This window comes from Aeromonas sp. ASNIH7, assembly GCF_002903485.1.
Classification (GTDB): Bacteria; Pseudomonadota; Gammaproteobacteria; order Enterobacterales; family Aeromonadaceae; genus Aeromonas; species Aeromonas caviae.
In genome coordinates this window covers 4,754,108-4,774,761 of record NZ_CP026226.1, presented here as the reverse complement: position 1 = coordinate 4,774,761, position 20,654 = coordinate 4,754,108, and the positions used below count along the sequence as shown (strand labels likewise).

Below are 20,654 nucleotides of genomic sequence, written 5' to 3'. Positions count from 1 at the left end.
TGAATATGGTGGTGAAAATGCCGCCATGTTCTGAATATGTGATGGTTACTTTCTAATTGGCTGTGCAAGTGAAGGCGGTGTCCTTCATCAGGCGGCCATGATGAGCCCTCCCTGAGAGCCTCGACGGCGTCGCCATGTTGCCTCCGATAGCAGATGGCATGCCTGCCACCCTCGCTTTCCCCGCTTCCGCGCCAACATGCCCCAAATTGTTAATATCGGGGCAAAATAGAACAATAAAATGCAAATGATATTTGTTACTATTCACATGCAGTAAGTAATCGAGGATCAGATGCAGCTTGTTCACCCCCCTTTGACCCTGGTCGCCGTGACCATCTCCACCCTGCTTGCAGGCTCTGTACAGGCCGCCGCGCCCGAAAGCCAGGATACGGCCACCGCCGACGAGACCCTGACCGTGCTCGGCCAGACCTATCGCAACACCGCGACCAAGACCCGGCTCGACCCCATCGAGACGCCCCAGGCCATCTCGGTGGTGGATGGGGAGACCCTGTCGCTGCGCGGTGTCAGTTCGGTGAGCGAGGCGCTGCGCTACGTGCCCGGTGTCAACACCGAGCTGCGGGGCGGGGCGGTCAACCGGCTGGATCTGTTCAACATCCGTGGCTTTGACAACTACCAGAACTTCTATGACGGCCTGCTGCTCCAGTACAACGACTGGAACCTGCAACCCCAGATAGATCCGGTGGCCATCGAGCAGCTGGAGGTGTTCAAGGGGCCGACATCGGTGCTCTATGGCAGCATGCCCCCGGCGGCATGGTCAACCTCATCGCCAAGCGCCCCCAGCGGGAGAGCAAGCACAACGTGAGTGTGGCGACCGGCACGGGCACCCTCAAGGAGATGACCCTCGACAGCACCGGTGCCATCAACGAGCAGCTCGCCTATCGGCTGGTGGGACTGGCCCGGGAGAAGGATGGCCAGGCGGTGACCTCGAAGGAGGAGCGCTATGTCTTTGCACCGTCCCTGGACTGGCAGCTCGGCGAGCGCACCCTGCTGAACCTCAACCTTTACTACCAGAAGGATCCCGAGGCCGGCATCTACACCACTGTGCCCGCCAGCGGCTCGGCCAAGTCCAACCCCCTGGGGCAGCTTGGCAGCGACACCTTCCTTGGTGACGAGAACTGGAACGAGTACAACCGGGATGTGACCCTGCTGGGCTACAAGCTGAGCCACGACTTCAACGAGCGCTGGCAGGTGCTGCAAAATGCCCGCTATATGGATGCGTCTGCCTATCAGCGCAACACCTACAACGCGGCCCTGGCGGCGGACAACCGCACCCTGGCCCGCAACGCCTATCTCACCGATGAAGACTCTCGCGGCGTTGTCATCGACAACCAGCTGGCGGGCAAGGTGCAGACGGGCTCTGCCCAGCACAACCTGCTGCTCGGGGTCGATTACCAGTACCTGGATGCCCATATCCTCTACCGGGATACCCTCGACTACTCGGCGCCCAGCATCGACATTTTCAACCCGAACCATAGCCAGATAGTCCCAGAGGCACTCACTTTCAACTACCAGGATAAAAAGGTGATTCGTCAGTCCCAGACCGGCGTCTATCTGCAGGATCAGGTGCGCCTCGATCGGCTGGTGGCCATCGGCGGCGCCCGCTACGACCGCTACCGGATGGACACCGACAGCCGGACCCTCTATCAGGGGGCGGACAGCCAGTCCCTGGCCCACATCGATCAGGACAACCTCTCCTTCCGCGTCGGCGCTCTCTATGAGCTGGATGGCGGCTTCTCCCCCTATGCGAGCTATGCCGAGAGTTTCGAGCCGGTGCCGGGGGCGGACAAGCAGGGTCAGGCGTTCAAACCGGCGACCGGTCATCAGTGGGAAGGGGGCGTCAAGTTCCTCTCCGACGACATGAGCAAGACGGCGACGCTGTCGGCGTTCCACATCACCAAGAAGAATGCCCTGGTGACGGATCCGGACAATGTCTACGGGCCCAAGCTGCAGACCGGGGAGACGGTCTCCAGGGGCATCGAGCTTGAGGGGAGAGCCGATCTCACCAGCCAGCTGGATCTGGCCCTCAACTACACCCTGATGGACATGGAGATCACGCGCGATACCACCACGTTGCAGGGCAAGACGCCGGTCTGGGTCCCCAGACAGATGGCGTCGCTGTGGAGCAACTACTACCCCGGCGGCAACCTCGAGGGGATACGAGTGGGCGCCGGCCTGCGCTACGTGGGGGAGGCCGAGATGGATGCCGCCAACACCGACAAGGTACCGGACTACCTCCTGATGGACATGTCCGCCTCCTACGATCTCGCCGCCCTCAGCGCAAGCCTGAAGGGGGTAGGTGTATCGCTTGGCGCCAGCAACCTGTTCAACAAGACCTACTACTCCTGCTACGACCAGAACAACTGCTGGTTCGGGGCCGAACGAAGCGTGGAGGCGCGACTCAAATACGCATTCTGACCTTGCGCCCCGGCACGCGCCCGGGGCCCTTTCAACGAATGGGCGAGGAGAGGGCGCGCGGTGTGCCGCGCGGCCTTGGCCGGGAGAAAGCGGACGCGGAACGCGCCCTCGTCTCGGATCACCAGGCCCTGTTCGCGGCGGCGGCCAGCCTGATCCCGTCCCTCAAGGGGAACCTGGTGGCGGCCGGTGACGTACGCCCGCCACTGACTGATGCCGCCGGAGCGACGTCGGCCGAGGTGGCCGCAGCCCTCCATGCGCACTGGCAGCAGGCACACCCGGAGGCGGGGCCCGCCTACTGGCTCACCCGCAGCTGGGGCATGCTCTGCTGGCAATCCATCTATCTCGCCATGGTGGCCGTCTATCGCCATCAGGCCATGCCTGCCCTCGACAGGTTGGGACAGGGGCATGAGGCAGGCGTGGTGTCGGGCTTTACCCTGCCGGCCGAGCCCATGATCAGAGGGGAGGTCGGCGTGTTGATCAAGACGGCCGGGGAGCGACTCCAGGCGCACTGGCAGGGGCAGTTCACCCTCCTTGGGACGGCGCAGCGGCTGCGCCCCGGTTTCGTGCGCCCGCTCCTGGCGGACGATCTGCTGGCGGCCCTGGTGCGGGTACCCGATTTCTTCGGGGAAGTGAGTCGGGAGGAGGTGAGGGCCCATGCCCCCCTCTGGCTTGAATCCTGTGGTCTGCCGTCGGCACATCTGACGGGTTGGCGCGAGGCGGGGCTGCCCCGGGACGAGGCCTTCCCGGGCTATGTGCGCCAGCGCTGCTGCCTGCACTACAAGCGCCGGGATGGGGAGCTTTGTGGCAACTGCCCACGAAGGCTGGGTGGGGCGAGGGGTGACGAGTGCTGATACCCGACTCTTCGTCTTCGCGGGCAACCCGTGATGAAAGCCGCCTGATCATGGCGGCTTTTTTGTGCCCGGCTTACTGGGCCGCCATCCGGGTGCGAATGCGCTCGAACAGGCTCTGCAGGCAGGCCTGATCTTTGTCGGCGGCGCGCACGGCGCCATACATGTGGCGGCGAATGCCCTCCCCGAGAGGGCGCGCCTCAAGCAGGCCCTGGCGCACGAACTCCTCGCTGGCCCAGCGGGGCAGGGCGGCGAGTCCGAGCCCGGCGGCGGCCATCTGCAGCATGACCGAGGTGTTGTCCACCGGTTTGCAGCGGGCGGGCTCCACCCCGGCCGGTTGCAGGAAACGGCTGAACACGTCCATGCGCGCCCGCTCCACCGGGTAGACCAGCAGCACCTCCGGCCGCAGATCGTCCGGTGCGATGCGCCGCTGCTGGCAGAGGGGGTGATCCGGCGCCATCACCAGGGTGAGATCGAAGGCGAACAGCGGCTCGAAGTGAAGATCCCCGCGGGCCTGCACATCCGAGGTGAGCAGCAGGTCGAGCTGGCCGCCAAGCAGGGCACTGATGGCATCGAAACCCGGCACCGACTCCACCTCCAGATCCACGCCGGGCCACTGGCGGCGAAAGTCCGGCAACAGCGGGAGCAGCCACTGGATGCAGCTGTGGCAATCGAGGGCCAGATGCAGCCTGCCCGCCTCGCCGCTGTGCAGGGCGACCAGCTGGCGCTCGGTCTGGGCCAGGGCGGGCAGCACCTGACGGGCCAGGGCCAGCAGATGCTGGCCTGCCGCCGTCAGCACCAGAGGGCGGCTTTTTCGAAGAAACAGCTCCAGATTGAGGCGGGTCTCCAGCTCCTTGAGCTGGTGGGAGAGGGCGGACTGGGTGAGGTTGAGGGTGAGCGCGGCCCCAGCCAGGGACCCTTGCTCGGCCAGGGCGCTGATGGTCTTCAGGTGTTTGAGATCGATGCCCAGATTGCTGCTCTGAGGGGGGCTGGATGGGGTGGGCGCGACCATGGCACTGCTCCTTTGTGCGTCAGTTGAGAAATTCTTGAGAGCCAGTTGAAGAGGATTCAATAGCCAAGGTCACCTTATCTTGTCATTTTGGATGTGTAAACATCTGGATGGCCAAACAATCCAGATCCTCATCAGATAAACGAGCATAAGGAATGGAACCTATGACCTGCGCACACACCCTGGGCTTTCCCCGTATCGGCGCCAAGCGCGAACTGAAATTTGCCCTCGAATCCTACTGGCGTGGCGAAACCACCCAGGCCGAGCTGGTCGCCGTGGGCAAGAGCCTGCGTGAGCGCCACTGGCAGGCCCAGCGTACCGCCGGGGTCAACCTGCTGCCGGTGGGGGATTTTGCCTGGTACGATCAGGTGCTGGGTACTAGCCTGCTGGTGGACGCCGTGCCTGCCCGTCACCGCCACGGCGACACCGACCTCGACACCCTGTTCCGGGTGGCCCGTGGCCGTGCGCCGACCGGCCCGGCGGCGGCCGCTGCCGAGATGACCAAGTGGTTCAACACCAACTACCACTACCTGGTGCCGGAATTTTACCGTGACCAGCGCTTCAAGCTGGGCTGGAGCCAGCTCTTTGACGAGGTGGAAGAGGCCAAGGCCCTTGGGCTGCCGGTCAAGGCGGTGTTGCTGGGCCCCGTCTCCTACCTGTGGCTTGGCAAGGAGAAAGAGAGCGGCTTCTCCCGCCTCGAACTGCTGGATCGCCTGCTGATCGTCTACCAGGAGATCCTGGCCAAACTGGCGGCCCAGGGGGTGGAGTGGGTACAAATCGACGAACCGGCCCTGGCGCTGGACCTGCCGGACGAGTGGCGCCTGGCCTACCTCAAGGCATATGAGCGCCTGAGCGGCCCCTGCAAGCTGCTGCTCACCACCTACTTCGGGTCCGTGGCCCATCAGCGCGACATCATCACCAGTCTGAAGGTGGACGGCCTGCACCTGGATCTGGTGGCTGCCCCCGAGCAGCTGGAGAACCTGGTCCCGCACCTGCCGGCCCAGTGGGTACTCTCGGCGGGTGTCATCAATGGCCGCAACGTCTGGCGTGCCAACTTGGCCAAGCTGGCGCCGACCCTCAAGGCCTTGAAAGAAAAGCTTGGCGAGCGCCTCTGGGTGGCCTCCTCCTGTTCCTTGCTGCACAGCCCGGTGGATTTGACCCTGGAGCACGAGCTGGATCCCCAGACTCGCAGCTGGTTCGCCTTCGCCCTGCAAAAGTGCTATGAGCTGGGGCTGCTGTCCGACTACCTGGACGGTGGCGCCCTGGACAAAATCGAGGCTTACAGCCAGCCCATCGTGGATCGGGAGTCCGACAGCCGGGTTCACAAGAAAGCGGTGCAGTCACGACTCGCCAGCCTGACCAACAGTGACTTCGATCGCCAGAGCGCCTACCCGGTGCGTGCCGACGCGCAGCGCTCGGATCTGAAGCTGCCGCTCCTGCCCACCACCACCATCGGCTCCTTCCCGCAGACCTCTGAAATCCGGGTGCTGCGTCAGGATTGGCGTGCCGGGCGCATCGATGACCAGGCCTACGAGGCGGGCATCCAGGCCCAGATCAAGGATGCGATTGAGCGCCAGGAGGCCATCGGGCTGGACGTGCTGGTGCACGGCGAGGCCGAGCGCAACGACATGGTGGAGTATTTCGGGGAGCTGCTGGATGGCTTTGCCATCACCCGCTTTGGCTGGGTACAGAGCTATGGCTCCCGCTGCGTGAAGCCGCCGGTGATCACCCGTGACATCGACCGTCCGACCCCCATGACCCTTGAGTGGACGAAGTTTGCCCAGAGCCTGACCGACAAGCCGGTGAAGGGCATGCTGACCGGCCCCGTGACCATTCTCTGCTGGTCCTTCCCGCGAGAAGACGTGAGCCGCGAGCAGTCCGCCCTGCAGATTGGCCTGGCCATTCGCGACGAGGTGGCTGACCTGGAAGCCGCCGGCATCAAGATCATCCAGATCGACGAGCCGGCGATCCGCGAAGGGCTGCCCCTGCGCAAGCAGGATCACCAGGCCTATCTCGACTGGGCGGTGCGCGCCTTCCGCCTGAGCGCAAGCCCGGTGGTGGACAGCACCCAGATCCACACCCACATGTGTTACAGCGACTTCAACCTCATCATCGAGGCGGTGGCGGCGCTGGACGCGGATGTGATCACCATCGAGACGAGCCGCAGCCAGATGCAGTTGCTCGAAGCGTTCGAGCGCTTCAACTACCCCAACGAGATCGGCCCGGGCGTCTACGACATCCACTCGCCGAACGTACCGAGCCAGGGCTGGATTGAAGACCTCATCCGCAAGGCTGCACAACAAATCCCGGCAGACCGGCTCTGGGTGAACCCGGACTGCGGCCTCAAGACCCGCGGCTGGGAAGAGACCACCGCAGCCCTGAAGGTGATGGTCGATGCGACCCGGGCGCTGCGCGCCGAGCTGGCCTGAGGGCTTCCATTCACCCGGACGAGCGCCCGGTGAGTGTCACCAAGACGAGAGAGGGAAGGCGACAGCCTTCCCTCTTTTTTGCATGGCCGCTCCCTAGAGGGGATCAGGGCGGGACGGGGGGCGGGCAGGTAGCGGGTGGGGGAAACCGACATCGTCACCGGGTGAGGGGCGCTTGCGAGCGCCTCGGCCAGCCACTGGTGGTCGAGGGGAATGGCATTGCGATCCTCGATCACCAGATTGAGGTGCTGGGCGCCCAGGCACCCGTAGCGGGCGGGGTCGGTCTGGGTAAAGAGGCCAAGACAGGGCACACCGCTGGCGGCAGCCAGGTGCAGGGGACCGGTGTCGGCGCTGACGAAGAGGGAGAGGCCGCCCGTGAAGCGGGCCAGCTCCCCCATGTTGCCAAGGGAAACGTGCACGTCCCCGAGCAGGTGCTCGGGGGCGGCGGGATCCGCGAGCTGGATCAGCAGGGCATCCGGGCTGTGACGGCGCAGATCCCCAAGCAACCGCTGCCACTGGGGCTGGGAGAGCCCCTTGCCCTTGCGGGCGCCGGTGAAAAAGCCGATCAGGGGACGGCCAGGATGGGCTCGTCGCAGCGCACTCAAGGCCGGGCTTGGCCCCTGCAACAGGCTGCCAAGGGGGATGGGGTCGGCCGGATTGCCCGGTATGCCGAGCAGTTGCAGGGGCTGGTGGGCGTAGTGGCACTCACTGTCCGGAGCCTGCGGACGCGGGAAGATGAGATCCCCATGGCCATCGTCGAAGCCGCATTTCTCACGGGCCTGTACCCAGGCGGCGATGAAGTGATCCGTACTGGAGGCGAAGGGGACGTAGACCCTGTCGTAGTGCTGGCGGCGCAGACGCGAGAGTGCCGAGAGGGCGCCCGGCAGGTGTCTGCCCTGCAACCGGATCTGATGAATGTGCCGCAGGGGCAGATCGGCCAGGAAGGGGAGCAGGGTGGTGGGGCTGCACACCAGCTCCAGCTCGGCGTGGGGATGGGCGCGATGAAGCTGGTGCAGGAAGGGCAGCAGGAAGAGGTTGTTGCCGATGCGGTTGGTGCTGCGAATGACCAGGATCCGGCGGGGGGCCTGCGAAGAGGGCGGCAATGCGCTGCGACTGGCAAGCCAGCCGAGCAGGGTTCGCTCCAGTCCCGCTGTCCAGACCCGGCGTTGGCCGTCGAAGCGGCGCAGGGCATCGTTGAGGTGAGTCATACCGTTGGGCTCCAGTGTTGGGATGGCGTAAAGGGTGCCAGCGGACTCTTAAGACAATGTTAAGAAGGGAAAAAGCGTGCGGATGATGGCCATGGCGGAGCGGGTGCTGGTGCGGGACGGGGGAAAGTGGCTAGAATTGCGCATTTGAAATAAATGTTATCGCCAGCGGGAGCACCATGCAGTTCAGGGATTTTTTGCCGGTATCGACCAATACCAGCGTCAAAGAGAGTTGTTACGGCGCCCTTGGCGCCCTCATCGGCTTGCTCGGCACCGCCTTGCTGTGTCGCTGGGGGCTGGGGCTCGAGGTGCACTGGCTCATCGCCCCCATGGGGGCCTCCGCCGTGCTGCTGTTTGCCGCGCCCGCCAGCCCCCTGGCCCAGCCCTGGTCCATCCTTGTGGGCAACGGGATGTCGGCCCTGATGGGGGTATTGAGTGCGAGCCTGGTGCCGGACATGGCTATCGCTTCGGCCCTGGCGGTGATGCTGGCCATCGCCGCCATGTTCCTCACCCGCAGCCTGCACCCGCCCGGCGGCGCCGTGGCCCTGACCGCCGTCATCGGCGGCGAGGGGATCCGGGCGCTCGGGGTCGGCTACGTGCTGCTGCCGGTGCTGCTCAACTCCCTGTTGCTGCTGAGTCTGGGCTTGCTCTACAACCGCGCTCTGGGGCGTCGTTATCCCCATGGCGGCAAGGCGGCGCCCAATCGCCACCAGACGGCGGATCCCCAGCCGAGTGCCCGACTCGCCACCCAGGACATCGACTTTGCCCTGCAAAAGCACGGGGAACTGCTGGACATCAGCCGCCAGGATCTGCAGGAGCTGCTGCAGGAGGCCCAGTTGCACGCCCTGCGCGAGCGGGTGGGGACGGTACGGTGCCAGGATGTGATGTCGCGGGATCTCGTCGTGACGACGCCACAGGCGCTCGCCATGGAAGCGTGGCATCTGCTCTCCCACCACCAGATCAAGGCGCTGCCGGTGGTGGATGAGGGGGAGAGGCTGGTCGGCATCATCACCCTGCACGACCTGATGATCGACCGGGCGGGTCACCAGCCGAGGGCGAAGGAGGCCCTTGAGCAGCAGCAGGTCGCGGATCTGATGACCCGGGAGGTGCAGACGGCGCGGCGCTACCAGCCTCTCTACGATCTGGTGGAGGCCTTCTCCGACGGGGGGCTGCACCACATGCCGGTGGTGGAGGGGGAGCAGCTGGTGGGCATCATCACTCAGTCCGACATGGTGGCGGCCCTGTTCACCCTGGCCCTGCAACCGGGTCAGGTGGAGGAGGCGCACGCCTGTGAGCAATGAGAATGAGCCATAAGACACGGGCCCCTTGCGGGGCCCGTGTCATTCAGGGTCTGGGATAGACGGTCTCCCCCATGAAGACCGTCTGCTCGACCTGGGTATCGGCGATCAGTTCCGGGGTGCCGGCCTTGACCAGGGCGAACAGGTCCCTGTCCAGCACGATGAAGTCCGCCGACTTGCCCGCCTCGATGGAGCCGGTGATGTCGCCCTGACGCACCGCCCTGGCGCCGTTGATGGTGTAGGCGGCCAGCATTTCGGCCAGCGAAGTGCGCTGACTGGCCCTAAAGTCGTCGCCGCTGCCGGCCGCCTGCACGATGCCGGCGGCCATGTTCTCGAACGGACGCGGATCCCGGCTGTCCACCGGGGCGTCGCTGCCCGCCACCAACACGGCGCCGGCCTGGCGCGAACGCTCGACCGGGTAGAGGGCGTCATGAAGATAGCCCATGGGATCGTAGATGGCCTCGCTCAGGGACTGCCCTGCCTTGGTTGGCTGGATGAAGGGGCTGACCAGCATGTCATAGGCAAGCTGGGGCGTGGTCCAGGCATAGGTGAAGGTGAGGTAGAGACCCAGCTCGCCGAGGCGCTGCTGATCGTCCGGGTGCACTACCTGCAGGTGGGCCAGGGTGTGGGGAATGCCGCTGTTGCCGTTGCTGGCGCGGGCCGCCTCCAGGGCATCGAGGGCCACCCGGGTACTGCGATCGCCGATGCTGTGCATGTGGATGCCAAACCCGGCCCCATCCAGCGCCGTGACGTAGCGCGTCAGATCCGCCTCCTTGTAGTTGACGATGCCGTTGCTGCCCGCATCCTCGCTGTCGGCGGTGATGCTCACCTCTCCGCTGGCGGGATCCAGGGCCAGATGGGGATGCTGGTAATTCTCCAGCATGCCGGCATTGGGCAGGAAGGGGGGGCTGGTGAAGGGATCCCCCTCCAGCACGCCGTCGAGGAAGATCTTGACCGCATCGGCCTTGATGAGGGGGTTGCCTGCGAAGGCGTCGCGCACTTGGTTCGCCTTGGCCAGGTGCCCGTCGATGTCCAGCTTGCCGCTGTAGTCATCCTGGTTGAAGCAGGTGGCGGCGGTGACGCGCATGTGCAGCAGATCCTGGTCCTGCATCTTGAGCAGCCGACCCCGGATGAAGTCGTTGGCGCAGGCATCCTGCACCCCCGTGATGCCGCGGGACGCCATCAGCTCGGAGATGGCGGGGAGTATCTTGTCATACTGGGCCGCTGCCTGTTCACCCTCCGCGCTCAGCACCCCGGTGTCGGGGACCGCAATGGCGCTGCGGGCCGCGTCCCGGACCACGCCGGTTGCGAGATCCACATAGGGGATGAAGGCCTCGAACACGCCGCCTGGAGCCAGGGTGGTGGCATTGAAGCCGACCACATTGCCCTCTTCGTCCTGTGCCTGCGCCAGCGCCTGGGAGTTGTAGCCGCCGGCATGGCCGTCGACCCCGGCCAGCATCACGGGGTTGTTCGGCGCCGCCGCATCCAGGGCCGCCAGCAGGGTGGCATGGGTGGCGGTGGGGGTGTTGCCGTCATAGGGCGACCACTGGTTGACCACCAGCCACTCCCCGGGAGCCGGGGCGTAGCGGGGCAGGCACTCGCCGATCTTGGCCGCCAGCTGATCCAGGTTGACGCTCTGGCCGTCCAGATCGCACATGTCCAGCGCCACGGTGCCGAGCAGGTGGATGTGGTTGTCGTGCAGGCCCGGCAGCACCATTTTGCCTTGCAGATCCACCACCTGGGTCGCACTGTTTTTCAAGGCCTCGGCCCCTTCGCGAGTGCCCACGTAAGTGAACTTGCCCCCTTGCACCACCATGGCCTCGGCCTGGCTGCGTTGCCCATCCTGGGTGTGGATCTTGCCGTTGAGATAGAGGGTGTTGCCGGGCGGTGGCTCACTGCTGTCTTGCTGGCAGCCGAGCAGGCCACCTAGCAGCAGGGCGATGGTGCCCAGCCTGAGATTGGGGTGTTTGCTATCCATAGCACGCTCTCCTTGGGTTAATTGCAGTTCTTACTGCAGATATGAGCACCTATGGTTATTGCAGCTATTCTGAAAAATGCCAGCGATTACTGCACTTTTTTTGACTTGTGTTTACCTTGTCTCATCATGTAGTTATGAACACCAGTTGCCCCTTGGGGGCGGACACCGCATCGGGGGAAGAGAATGTCACAACACGTGCTGCCGGCCGAACTTTGCATGCGGCGCCAACCCAGGCAACTGCGCAGCCAGGAGGTGGCGAGCCGCATCGAGCAGGCCACCCTGGCCCTGTTGCAGGAGCAGGGGTTTACGGCCCTCAACACCAATGCCATCGCCGCCCGCGCCGGGGTGGGCATCAAGTCGCTCTACCATCTCTACCCCAACAAGGAGGCCATTATCTGCCGGCTGGCCATGGACTGGCTGGCGGCGGTGTGCGAGGCGCAGGAGCGCATCCGCGAGCAGGCCGACAGCTGGCCCCAGACCCTGCTGCTGCTGGATCAGGCGCTGGAGGCGCTGGATGAGCGCTTCGTCGGGTATGGGGCGCTGTGGCAGGCGATGGATCTCATCCCCGCCCTGCACGGGGTCGAGCAGGAGCACGAGGGACGCCAGATTGCGTTCTGGTCCGAGCGGCTGCGCCACTTTGGCTGTCGCTGGCCCGAGCCCGAGCTCACCACCCTGGTGCGCTACTTCTATCGGACTGCGGACGTGGCCAAGCAGTGCACCAAGGGGCAGGGGGAGGCGGGCAGCGCGCTGTGGCAACTCCATAGACGCTGGAGCGAGCAGCTGATGATGGCGGCCATCGAGGAGGCGGATCCCGCCCGGGTCTGGCAGTCGATGCCGGGGCTGGCGCCGGGTTGCCAGACCCCTGCGAAGAGGAGCGAATAGAAGGGGGGCGAATAAAGAGAGGGAGTGCCAGGCACTCCCTCTCTTGTCCTCGGCGCGGCGGGTCAGCCGTAGCGGGCCAGGGTGAGCCCCTCGTCGCTGATATCCGGGGTATTGCCCGAGATGAGATCGCTGAGCAACTGGCCCGATCCGGCCGCCATGGTCCAGCCCAGGGTACCGTGGCCGGTATTGAGCCAGAGCCCGGGAATGGGGCTTGGGCCGACCAGGGGTGTGCCGTCCGGCGTCATGGGGCGTAGCCCGGTCCAGAAGGTGGCCTGCTCCAGATTTCCCCCCTGGGGGAAGAGATCCCTCACCACCATGGCCAGGGTATCGTGGCGTCTGGGGTTGAGCGCCAGGTTGAAGCCCGAGAGTTCGGCCATGCCGCCCACCCGGATCCGTTCGTCGAAGCGGGTGATGGCGACCTTGTAGGTCTCGTCCAGCACAGTGCTGCGCGGCGCGCCCTCGGCATCCGTCATCGGCAGGGTGAGGGAGTACCCCTTGACCGGGTAGACGGGGAGCTCTATCCCGAGGGGGCGCAGGAAGCCGGTGCCATAACTGCCGAGGGCACAGACGATGGCGTCGGCCTGGAAGCGCTGCTCGCCGGCACGGACCGCCACGGCGCGTCCCTTCGCGATCTCGACCTCGTCGATGGCGCAGTTGAAGACGAAGCTCACCCCGAGCTTGCGAGCCTCGTCCGCCAGGGCCTGGGTGAAGCGGAAACAGTCACCGGTTTCATCTCCCGGCAGGCGCAGGCCCCCCACCACCTTGCCACGCACCCTTGCCAGGGCGGGCTCGACCTCCTCGCAGCCGTCGGCATTCAGAGACTGATAGGGGACGCCGTACTCCTCGAGCACGGCGATATCGCGCTGGCTGGCATCGAGCTGGGCCTGACTGCGAAACAGTTGCAGGGTGCCGAGCTGGCGCCCTTCGTAGTCGAGCGCGAGCTCGCCCCGCAACTGCTTCATGCAGTCGCGGCTGTATTCGGCCAGCCGTACCATGCGCCCCTTGTTGACCGCATAGGCCGCTGGCGTGCAGTTGGCGAACATCTTCAGCATCCAGCGCAGCTGGAAGGGGTCCGAGGTGGGCCGCACCGTGAAGGGGGCGTGCCTTTGCAGCAGCCATTTGGCGGCCTTGAGGGGAATGCCGGGGGCAGCCCAGGGGGAAGCATAACCCGGGGAGATCTGACCCGCGTTGGCATGGCTGGTTTCAAGGGCCACCCCGTCACGCCGCTCCAGCAGGGTCACCTTGTGACCGGCCTTGGCCAGATACCAGGCGCTGGTCACACCGACCACGCCACCACCGAGTACCACTATGTCCATCTTGTCTCTCCTTGACTGGGGCCTCCACCTTAATCAGCCGCCACAGGATATTCAACTGGTGTCGATGTCATTGGTGGTTATCGCTATTCACATTTTGTTAACTGGCTCTCAATGTTGTCATTTGCTCATTTTCTGGCATGAAATCCGGTCGATTCAGAGCCGTTCCAGGTGGAGCAGATGATGCTTTGCCGTCGTCAGGATGGCTTGCTGCTGTTCTGTGGTTTGGCCATCCCAGTTGGCATAGGGCAGGGCGAGGCGAGGGTTGTTGCCAAGTTTGTCCCGGTTGCGCCAGAGAAAGTGCCAATAGAGGCTGTTGAAGGGGCAGCTGTCCGGCCCGCTGCGGGCCTTCACCTGATAGTGACACCCCTTGCAGTAGTGGCCCATCCGCTCGAGATAGGCGCCGCTGCTGGCGTAGGGCTTGCTGCCCATCAAACCGCCATCGGCAAACTGGCTCATGCCGCGGGTGTTGGGCAGCTCCACCCACTCGATGGCGTCCACATAGATGCCCAGATACCAGGTATCCACCTCGTCAGGGTGGATCCCCGCCAGCAGGGCGAAGTTGCCGGTCACCATCAGCCGCTGGATATGGTGGGCGTAGCCGTGCTCCAGAGACTGTCGAATGGCGTGACGCACGCAGGCCATGCTGGTTTCTCCATTCCAGAAGAAACCGGGCAGGGGTCGTTCGGCCCCGAGAAAGTTGGTGCGCTGATACTCGGGCATCTTTTCCCAGTAGAGGGCGCGGACAAACTCGCGCCAGCCGAGGATCTGGCGGATGAACCCCTCCACCTGCGCCAGGGAAATGGTGGCCTGATTGGCCTGCCAGTGAGCTTGCGCAGCGCGGATCACCTCGAGGGGATGGAGCATCTTGCTGTTCATGGAAAACGACAAGCGGCTGTGGAACAGGCTCCAGCCCCGCTCGCTCAGGGCGTCCTGATAGCGACCGAAGTGGGGCAGGCAGTGTGCAAGGAAGTGTTCAAGCAGTGCGCGGCTCTGGCGCCGGGTGACGGGCCAGGGCAGGGCGTCGGCATCGGCACTGCCAATGGTGGCGACGCCGTGGCGGGTCAGCATGGCATCGATGTCGCTCACCTCGTTGGCAAAGGTGAGGGGCGCCGGGATGGGTTGGCTCGCCGGCAATTTGGCGCGATTCTCGGCATCGAAGTTCCAGCGCCCCCCAAGGGGCTGGCCGCGTTCATCGAGCAGCACCCGGTACTGCTTTCGCAGGGCGCGGTAGAAGAATTCCATCCGGCTGTGGGGGTAGCGTCGCCAGCCATCGCGGGGGGTGAGAAAATGTTCGCTGTCCACCTCAGCGGTCGGGATGGCAAGGCCTGAGGCCCACTGGGTCAGCTGGCTTGCAAGGCGCCACTCGTCCGGGCTCTGCCAGGCGAAGCGATCGGCCTGATGCGCTTCGAGCTGAGCCGCCAGCAAGCTCGGCAAATCGGGCCAGGGGGCGCTCTCATCGAGAGTCAGGTAGCAGACCCGGTGGCCCGCCTTGGTGAGGGCGGCGGCGAAGGCACGCATGGCGGCAAAGAAGGCGAGCACCTTCTGGCGATGGTGACGGCAGTAGTCCGTCTCCTGGCGCAGCTCCGCCATCAGGTAGCAGACAGCGGGATCCTGCGTGCGAAACCAGCTGTGACCTGCGTTCAGTTGATCCCCGAGAATGAGGCGCAGCTCCATCAGGGGTGCTCCTTCCGACGACGGCAGCGTTCGCTGCAATAGCGCACTTCCTGCCAGCAGCGGGCCCACTTGCGCCGCCAGGCAAAAGGACGCAGGCAGACGGGACAGATCTTCTCGGGTAGATGGGATTTGAGGTGCATGTGGCGGCCCTGTTGATGCCCTTGGTTTCTCTCTGCCTCCTTAACGAAGCACCATACGGTCGGGATCACCGGGGGAGCAGAAAGAGGCAGCAGGGGGTGATTGCCACTCATGAAAAAGGCCCCCGAACCTGCCGGTACGGGGGCCCTCTTTATCCTTTGCCGTTACTGGCTGCTGAAGAGCCTGGGCTGGGGAGTGGACTGCGCCGTCAGGGTCATGCGGCCCGAGGTTTCCAGCCAGCTCTTGATCTTTCTGGCATCGGCGACCCGTTCATCTGTGGTGTTGGCGTGAAGCAGCACCATGACCACGGGCTCGTTGTTGACCCGGGTTCCCATCACCAGGCAGCGCCCCGCCTCGCGGATATAACCGGTCTTGGAGACCAGAATGGGCCAGCTTCCTTCCCGTACCAGGCGGTTGGAGTTGAGGTAGTGCAGCTGGCGCTTGCCGTTGCGTACCAGACGCTGCTCGGAGGCAGTGTACTGGCGGATCAGCGGGTAGGTGGATGCGGCAGCAGCCAGTTTGGCGAGATCGTGTGCGGTGGAGACGTTGCGGGGGTTGAGCCCGGTGCTGTCGGCGAAATGGGTGCTCCACATGCCGAGCATGCGGGCCTTGGCATTCATTGCCTCGATAAAGGCTTTGCGGCCACCCGGGTAGTGCCGTCCCAAGGCGGAGGCGGCGCGGTTTTCAGAGGACATCAGTGCGATGTGCAGCATGTCGGCGCGGCTCAGGCGCGAGCCCACCGCGAGGCGCGACCCCGTGCCCTTGAGTCTGTCAACGTCATCCATGGTGACGGTGAGGGTCTCGTTGAGGCGCTGATTGCCATCCAGTACCACCAGCGCTGTCATCAGCTTGGTGATGGAGGCGATGGACATCACCCGGTTGGCGTTGCGCTCTGCCAGTGTCTCGCCGGTTTTCGGGTTGACGACCACGTAGGCATCGGATCTCAGCGGCAGGTTGCTGCGGGGTTCGAGCAGGCTGTTGGTGGAAGAAGAGGTCGCAGAAAACGGGTTGGCATGGGCGCTTTCCATGCTGGCGGGAAGGAGGAAGGCGCCGAGCAGCAAGGGAAGAAAAGGACGAAGGTTCATGATTTGACTCTACTACGACTCACAGGGACATTTGGCTAAGTTATATGACGGTAATTGACGCTTCACAACGTCTGGTGGCCGGATATTTCCATTTTATGGGCCAGCGCACCTTGAAATCCCCCGCATCGGGGCTATTAGGCCCGATAAAGGGAGTCATAGAGGCCTGTCAGGCCATGCCAGACACGCCACCACGGGGGCGCACTATATGCTGGCGAGGAGCGGGATGACGACTCTTTTTGCACCTTTCGGCGCCTTGGGATGATGAAGGGGTCGTTAATGGCGACCATGGCGATAAAAACGGCGCCCGGCAGGGAAGATGGCCCGCTGCATTATCGCCGTTTTGCCCCGCTTCATCCTCCCATCATCCTTGCGGTCTGAATGGCCTCGATCAGTGCGGTCCGGTTGATACGGGGTCGCTCTTCATCGAGCAGTTGCTGCCACAGCGCAATGGCCTGGCTGTAGCGACCATGCAGGAAGTGATCGGAGGCGAGCAGCATCAGGGCGCTCACCTCGCCTTTGTCCTGCTTGAGGGCGCTATCCAGCAGGCGGGTTGCCTCGGGAGTCAGCTGCTGGCCCGCCTGATAGTAGAGCACGGTAGCCTGTGCGGCTTGAGTCGCCGCGCTGGCGCCCCCTTCTTGCAGGGCGAGGCGCTGGTAGGCGAGCAGGGCGTTGTCGTACTCGTCCCGATACAGATACAACTGGCCGAGCGCCGCCCAGCCGTCGAGATCGGCGGGGTTGGCTTGCAGACGCTGGTGCAGGGCGCCCAGCTCCTTGTCCTGCAGATCCCGCGGGCTCAATCCCGCCAGCGGATCGGGGCGCGACTGATAAGCCTGCCACGCCTGATAGCGGCCGGTGCCGGCATAAATACCGGCCATCAGCGCCAGCAGCAGGCCCCCAAGCAGTATCCAGGTGCGCAGCCAGAGCTGCGGACGAGCGGTGCGATCTCTTACCAGCCGCTCGCGCAGGGCCTGCTCGGCGGTTGGGGTGGCGTTGGCGAGGCGGGCCAGCTCCAGCTCCCGGTAGAGGCGGCTGTGGGGGGCAAGCCCCGCCTGCTGCTCGGCCATGATCAGCCGGTTCAGTTCGGCCCTGGGGTCGTGGGCGAGCACCCCCTCGGCTCTGTCGCCGACAAGCGGCACCCGCGCCGGTTGCCGGCGATGCAGGCTCCTGCGCAGGCGATTGAGGGCCAGCAACAGCAAGAGGGCGGGGCCGCCCCACAGCAGCGCCGTGCTGCGCTTGAAGGGGGGATCGTAGCGCACGAAGTCGCCGAAGCGCTCCGTCATGCGGGCGATCACCTGCTCATCAGACTGCCCCTCGTCCACCCAGCGGTAGACTTCGAGCCGCAGATCCCGGGCGATGGGGGAGTTGGACTCCACCAGGTTCTGGTTCTGGCACTGGGGGCAGCGCAGGGCGCGGGCCAGCTCCTGAGCGCGGGTCTGCCGCTCGGGGTGGCGAAACTCATAGGTGTCGACCCCGCTGGCAAGGGCCCCGAGGCTCAAGGCCAGCAAGAGCGGCGCGATCAGGGCGTGGCCGAGACGGCTCATGGCTTGCTCTCCTGCACTTGTTTCTCTACTTCTCTTTCCACTTCGGGCTGGCTAGCGGTGTTGCTGCGGGCCTCGGCAAGTAGAGGGGCAAACTGGCGTTGCCAGATCTCCCGGGTGAGCAGGCCGGTATGACGGGTCAACAGGGTGCCGTCGCCGGCGAAGAGATAGGTCTCCGGCGTGCCGTAGACGCCTAGCTCCAGTGCGAGTCGGCCGTCGGGGTCGGCCAGCACGGCGCGATAGGGGTTACCCGCCTCGGTGAGCCAGGCGCGGGCGGGGTCTCCCTTGTCTCGGTAGTTGAGGCCATAGAGGGGCACGGCGCTGGCCAGCTCACCCAGCAGCGAATGCTCGGCGCGGCAGTTGGGGCACCAGCTGGACCAGACGTTGAGCACAAAGGGCTCCCCCTTGAGTGCCGCGGTGTGGATGGGGGCGCCGCCAAACAGATCGTCACTCTGCCAGGCGGGCAGGGTACGCCCTGCGACGGCCTCATCCTGGCTGTAGGGGTTGTTGCCAAGGCCGAGCCAGAGCAGGGCACCGAGCCCCAGGGTGAGCACGAGCGGCACGAACAGGCGCAGACGGGCGTTCATAAGGACTCCTGTTCAAGCCGAGGGGAGGGGGCGGTCGCTGGCGCAGGATGGTTAGCCAGCAGCGGTCGGCGGGCGAGCAGGCGCAGGGCGCCGCCCGTCATCATCAACAGGCCGCCGAGCCAGATCCAGCGCACCAGCGGCTTGTAGTGAAGCCGCATGGCATAGGCGCCGGGTCCCATCTTCTCGCCAAGCACCACGTAGAGATCGCCAAACAGCCCCCACGCGATGCCGGGCTCGTTCATGTTCATGGTGCGCACGCTGTAGTGACGCCGCTCCGGGGTGAGCCGCGCCACCTCTTTACCGTCCTTGTGCACGCTAAGCGTGATGCGCTGGGCGGTGTAGTTGGGGCCGATGATCGGCTCGCTCCCCTCATAGCGAAACTCGAAGGCGCCGAGCCGATAGGGCTGGCCTGCGGCGAGTACCGCGCCCCCCTCCTGACTGTGGTGACTCACCTGCGCAATGCCGAGGGCGCACACCGCCACCCCGAGGTGGGCCAGCAGGCTGCCGAACCGATTGAGGGTGAGCTCGCGCAGGGCGACCGGTTGCAAGAGCGGGAGCAGCAGGCTGGCCATCAGCCAGAGGCTCAGCACGTTGGCCGCAAGCCCCAGCCAGCTTGCCCGCAGCGGCTCGGGATAGGCTAGGCTCAGCAAGGCGCCCCCCAGCAGGCCGAACAGGCATGGGAGCAGCACCTTGATGCGGCGCTGGGCTGCCAGATGCTGCCAGCGAAGGCGCGGCAGTTGGGTCATGAGCGCCATCAGGCAGAGGGCCAGCGGCACGAAGATGGTATTGAAATAGGGGGCGCCCACCGAGAGTGAACCCAGATGGAGCGACTGGAACACCATGGGGTAGAAGGTGCCGAGCAGCACGCTGGTGCAGGCCACGCTGAGCAGCAGGATGGCGGCGCCGAGCAGTCCCTCTTTTGACAGCAACCCAAAGCGGGCATAGGGGGCGCGAATGTCCGCCCGCAGGGCAAACAGGGTGAGGGCGCAGGTCAATAGCAAGCCGAGCAGCAACAAGAGGGTGAGGCCGCGGCTGGGGTCCACCGCAAAGGCGTGTACCGAGGTGAGCACCCCGGAGCGCACCACGAAGGTACCGAGCAGGCTCAGCGAAAAGGTAAAGATGGAGAGCAGCAGCACGGCGTGGCCGTAAGCGCCGCGCTTCTCGCACACCACCAGGGCGTGCAGCAAGGCAGTGCCGAGCAGCCAGGGCAAGAGGGAGGCATTTTCTACCGGATCCCAGAACCACCAGCCGCCCCAGCCGAGCTCGTAATAGGCCCACCAGGAACCCAGCACGATGCCGGCGGTGAGAAAGACCCAGGAGCCGAGCGCCCAGGGGCGGCTCCAGTGGGCTACGGCGCCATCGAGCCGACCCGAGTGCAGCGCCGCCATGGCGAAGGCGAAGTTGACCGCAAAGCCGACATAACCGAGATAGAGCAGGGGCGGGTGGATGATGAGGCCGATGTCCTGCAGCATGGGGTTGAGATCGCGTCCCTCCAGCGGCCCCGGGAACTGGCGGTCAAACGGGCTGGAGAAGATCAGGGTATAGAGGCCAAACAGCCCGACGATCAGCCCCATGATGGCCAATACCCGGATTGTAATCAGCGGATCGACCCGCCTGGAGCAAAGGGCCACCAGGGCGCCCCACAGCCCCAGCGCAAAGACGAAAAAGAGCATGGAGCCTTCATGGCCGCCCCACACCGCTGCCAGCTTGAAGCCAAGGGGCAGGGCGCTGTTGGCGTGCTGGGCCACATAGACCAGGGTGAAGTCATCCTGGCCAAAACAGCTGGCGAGCAGCAGCAGGGCGGCCACCAACAGGAGCGCGACCAGGATGGCCAGCGGTGTTGCGCAGCCGAGCAGCGGGCGTGAGGCGAGCCGCAGCCCCAGCCAGGGCAGCAGCCCTTGCAGCAGGGCGAGCCCGGTCGCCAGCAACAGTGAGAGATAGCCGAGCTCCGCCAGCACACAACCTCCAGTCAATCATTTGTCTATGTTATGCCGCAGCGTCTGCACCGTACCGGCGCTGAGGGATAACATCCACCTTTCTGGCAACAACCAATCGCAACAACTCATCGCCACAAACAAGCGCCAGTCACCCGAAGGGCGGCTGGCGCTTATCCCCAGCTTTCAATAACCGGTTCACTATCCGTCGCGAGAGGTTGTCAGCAAGGTAAAGAGCAGCGCAGGAACCGGAGTGTATGTGAATACATGAGGATTCCGAGCAGCACATGAGCCTTGATCACG

General features: G+C 64.9%; 13 protein-coding genes and 2 pseudogenes. 5 read left to right on the top strand and 10 right to left on the bottom strand.

From position 1 onward, the window contains the following. Window positions 1-289: 289 nt before the first annotated feature. Both C2U47_RS22290 and C2U47_RS22285 read left to right on the top strand, forming a co-directional pair. Window positions 290-2,433: pseudogene (locus tag C2U47_RS22290) on the top strand (TonB-dependent siderophore receptor). A gap of 38 nt (window positions 2,434-2,471) precedes the next feature. Continuing rightward, window positions 2,472-3,284: a siderophore ferric iron reductase gene (locus tag C2U47_RS22285; RefSeq protein ID WP_199766830.1), complete on the top strand. Its 813-nt coding sequence runs from the start codon at window positions 2,472-2,474 to the stop codon at window positions 3,282-3,284. 73 nt (window positions 3,285-3,357) lie between these two features. Here C2U47_RS22285 and C2U47_RS22280 read toward each other — a convergent pair whose 3' ends face one another. After that, window positions 3,358-4,293 (bottom strand): LysR substrate-binding domain-containing protein, encoded by a 936-nt coding sequence (locus tag C2U47_RS22280; RefSeq protein WP_039041273.1) that lies wholly within the window; start codon window positions 4,291-4,293, stop codon window positions 3,358-3,360. Window positions 4,294-4,454: 161 nt separating this feature from the next. Here C2U47_RS22280 and metE point away from each other — a divergent pair, with 161 nt between their 5' ends. Beyond that, the gene (gene metE, locus C2U47_RS22275; RefSeq protein WP_199766829.1) at window positions 4,455-6,719 is read left to right on the top strand and encodes a 5-methyltetrahydropteroyltriglutamate--homocysteine S-methyltransferase; all 2,265 of its coding nucleotides are present in this window, start codon (window positions 4,455-4,457) and stop codon (window positions 6,717-6,719) included. Between the two features lie 239 nt (window positions 6,720-6,958). On the opposite strand, the pseudogene C2U47_RS23820 reads toward metE, so the two are convergent. Next, window positions 6,959-7,114 (bottom strand): annotated as a pseudogene (locus C2U47_RS23820) (glycosyltransferase family 9 protein); the annotation flags it as partial. A gap of 986 nt (window positions 7,115-8,100) precedes the next feature. Between C2U47_RS23820 and C2U47_RS22265 the strand changes: the two are divergent. Further along, entirely contained in the window at window positions 8,101-9,222 is a 1,122-nt protein-coding gene (locus tag C2U47_RS22265) for an HPP family protein (RefSeq protein WP_010674943.1), read from the top strand. A 43-nt stretch (window positions 9,223-9,265) separates the two neighbouring features. Here C2U47_RS22265 and C2U47_RS22260 read toward each other — a convergent pair whose 3' ends face one another. After that, window positions 9,266-11,197 (bottom strand): amidohydrolase, encoded by a 1,932-nt coding sequence (locus C2U47_RS22260; RefSeq protein ID WP_010674942.1) that lies wholly within the window; start codon window positions 11,195-11,197, stop codon window positions 9,266-9,268. Window positions 11,198-11,380: 183 nt separating this feature from the next. Here C2U47_RS22260 and C2U47_RS22255 point away from each other — a divergent pair, with 183 nt between their 5' ends. Beyond that, window positions 11,381-12,079, top strand: a complete 699-nt coding sequence (locus tag C2U47_RS22255; RefSeq protein ID WP_010674941.1) for a TetR/AcrR family transcriptional regulator — start codon at window positions 11,381-11,383, stop codon at window positions 12,077-12,079. A 62-nt stretch (window positions 12,080-12,141) separates the two neighbouring features. Here C2U47_RS22255 and C2U47_RS22250 read toward each other — a convergent pair whose 3' ends face one another. The 7 genes from C2U47_RS22250 to nrfE all read right to left on the bottom strand — a co-directional run bounded on the left by C2U47_RS22250 (window position 12,142) and on the right by nrfE (window position 20,375). Next, on the bottom strand, window positions 12,142-13,395 hold the full coding sequence (locus C2U47_RS22250) for a D-amino acid dehydrogenase (RefSeq protein WP_010674940.1): 1,254 nt from the start codon (window positions 13,393-13,395) through the stop codon (window positions 12,142-12,144). 153 nt (window positions 13,396-13,548) lie between these two features. Beyond that, window positions 13,549-15,069, bottom strand: coding sequence for a cryptochrome/photolyase family protein (locus tag C2U47_RS22245; RefSeq protein WP_010674939.1), 1,521 nt, complete (start codon window positions 15,067-15,069; stop codon window positions 13,549-13,551). Continuing rightward, window positions 15,069-15,209, bottom strand: a complete 141-nt coding sequence (locus C2U47_RS22240) for a DUF2256 domain-containing protein (protein ID WP_010674938.1) — start codon at window positions 15,207-15,209, stop codon at window positions 15,069-15,071. The genes C2U47_RS22245 and C2U47_RS22240 overlap by 1 nt, the downstream gene beginning before the upstream one ends. A 162-nt stretch (window positions 15,210-15,371) precedes the next feature. Beyond that, entirely contained in the window at window positions 15,372-16,292 is a 921-nt protein-coding gene (locus C2U47_RS22235) for a serine hydrolase (protein WP_029314613.1), read from the bottom strand. A gap of 350 nt (window positions 16,293-16,642) precedes the next feature. Then, window positions 16,643-17,833 carry a heme lyase NrfEFG subunit NrfF gene (gene nrfF / locus C2U47_RS22230; RefSeq protein ID WP_103261924.1) on the bottom strand — a complete coding sequence of 397 codons (1,191 nt, stop codon included), beginning with the start codon at window positions 17,831-17,833 and terminating at the stop codon, window positions 16,643-16,645. Then, window positions 17,830-18,417 carry a DsbE family thiol:disulfide interchange protein gene (locus C2U47_RS22225; protein ID WP_103261923.1) on the bottom strand — a complete coding sequence of 196 codons (588 nt, stop codon included), beginning with the start codon at window positions 18,415-18,417 and terminating at the stop codon, window positions 17,830-17,832. The genes nrfF and C2U47_RS22225 overlap by 4 nt, the downstream gene beginning before the upstream one ends. After that, window positions 18,414-20,375 (bottom strand): heme lyase NrfEFG subunit NrfE, encoded by a 1,962-nt coding sequence (gene nrfE / locus C2U47_RS22220; protein WP_103261922.1) that lies wholly within the window; start codon window positions 20,373-20,375, stop codon window positions 18,414-18,416. The genes C2U47_RS22225 and nrfE overlap by 4 nt, the downstream gene beginning before the upstream one ends. Window positions 20,376-20,654 lie beyond the last annotated feature (279 nt).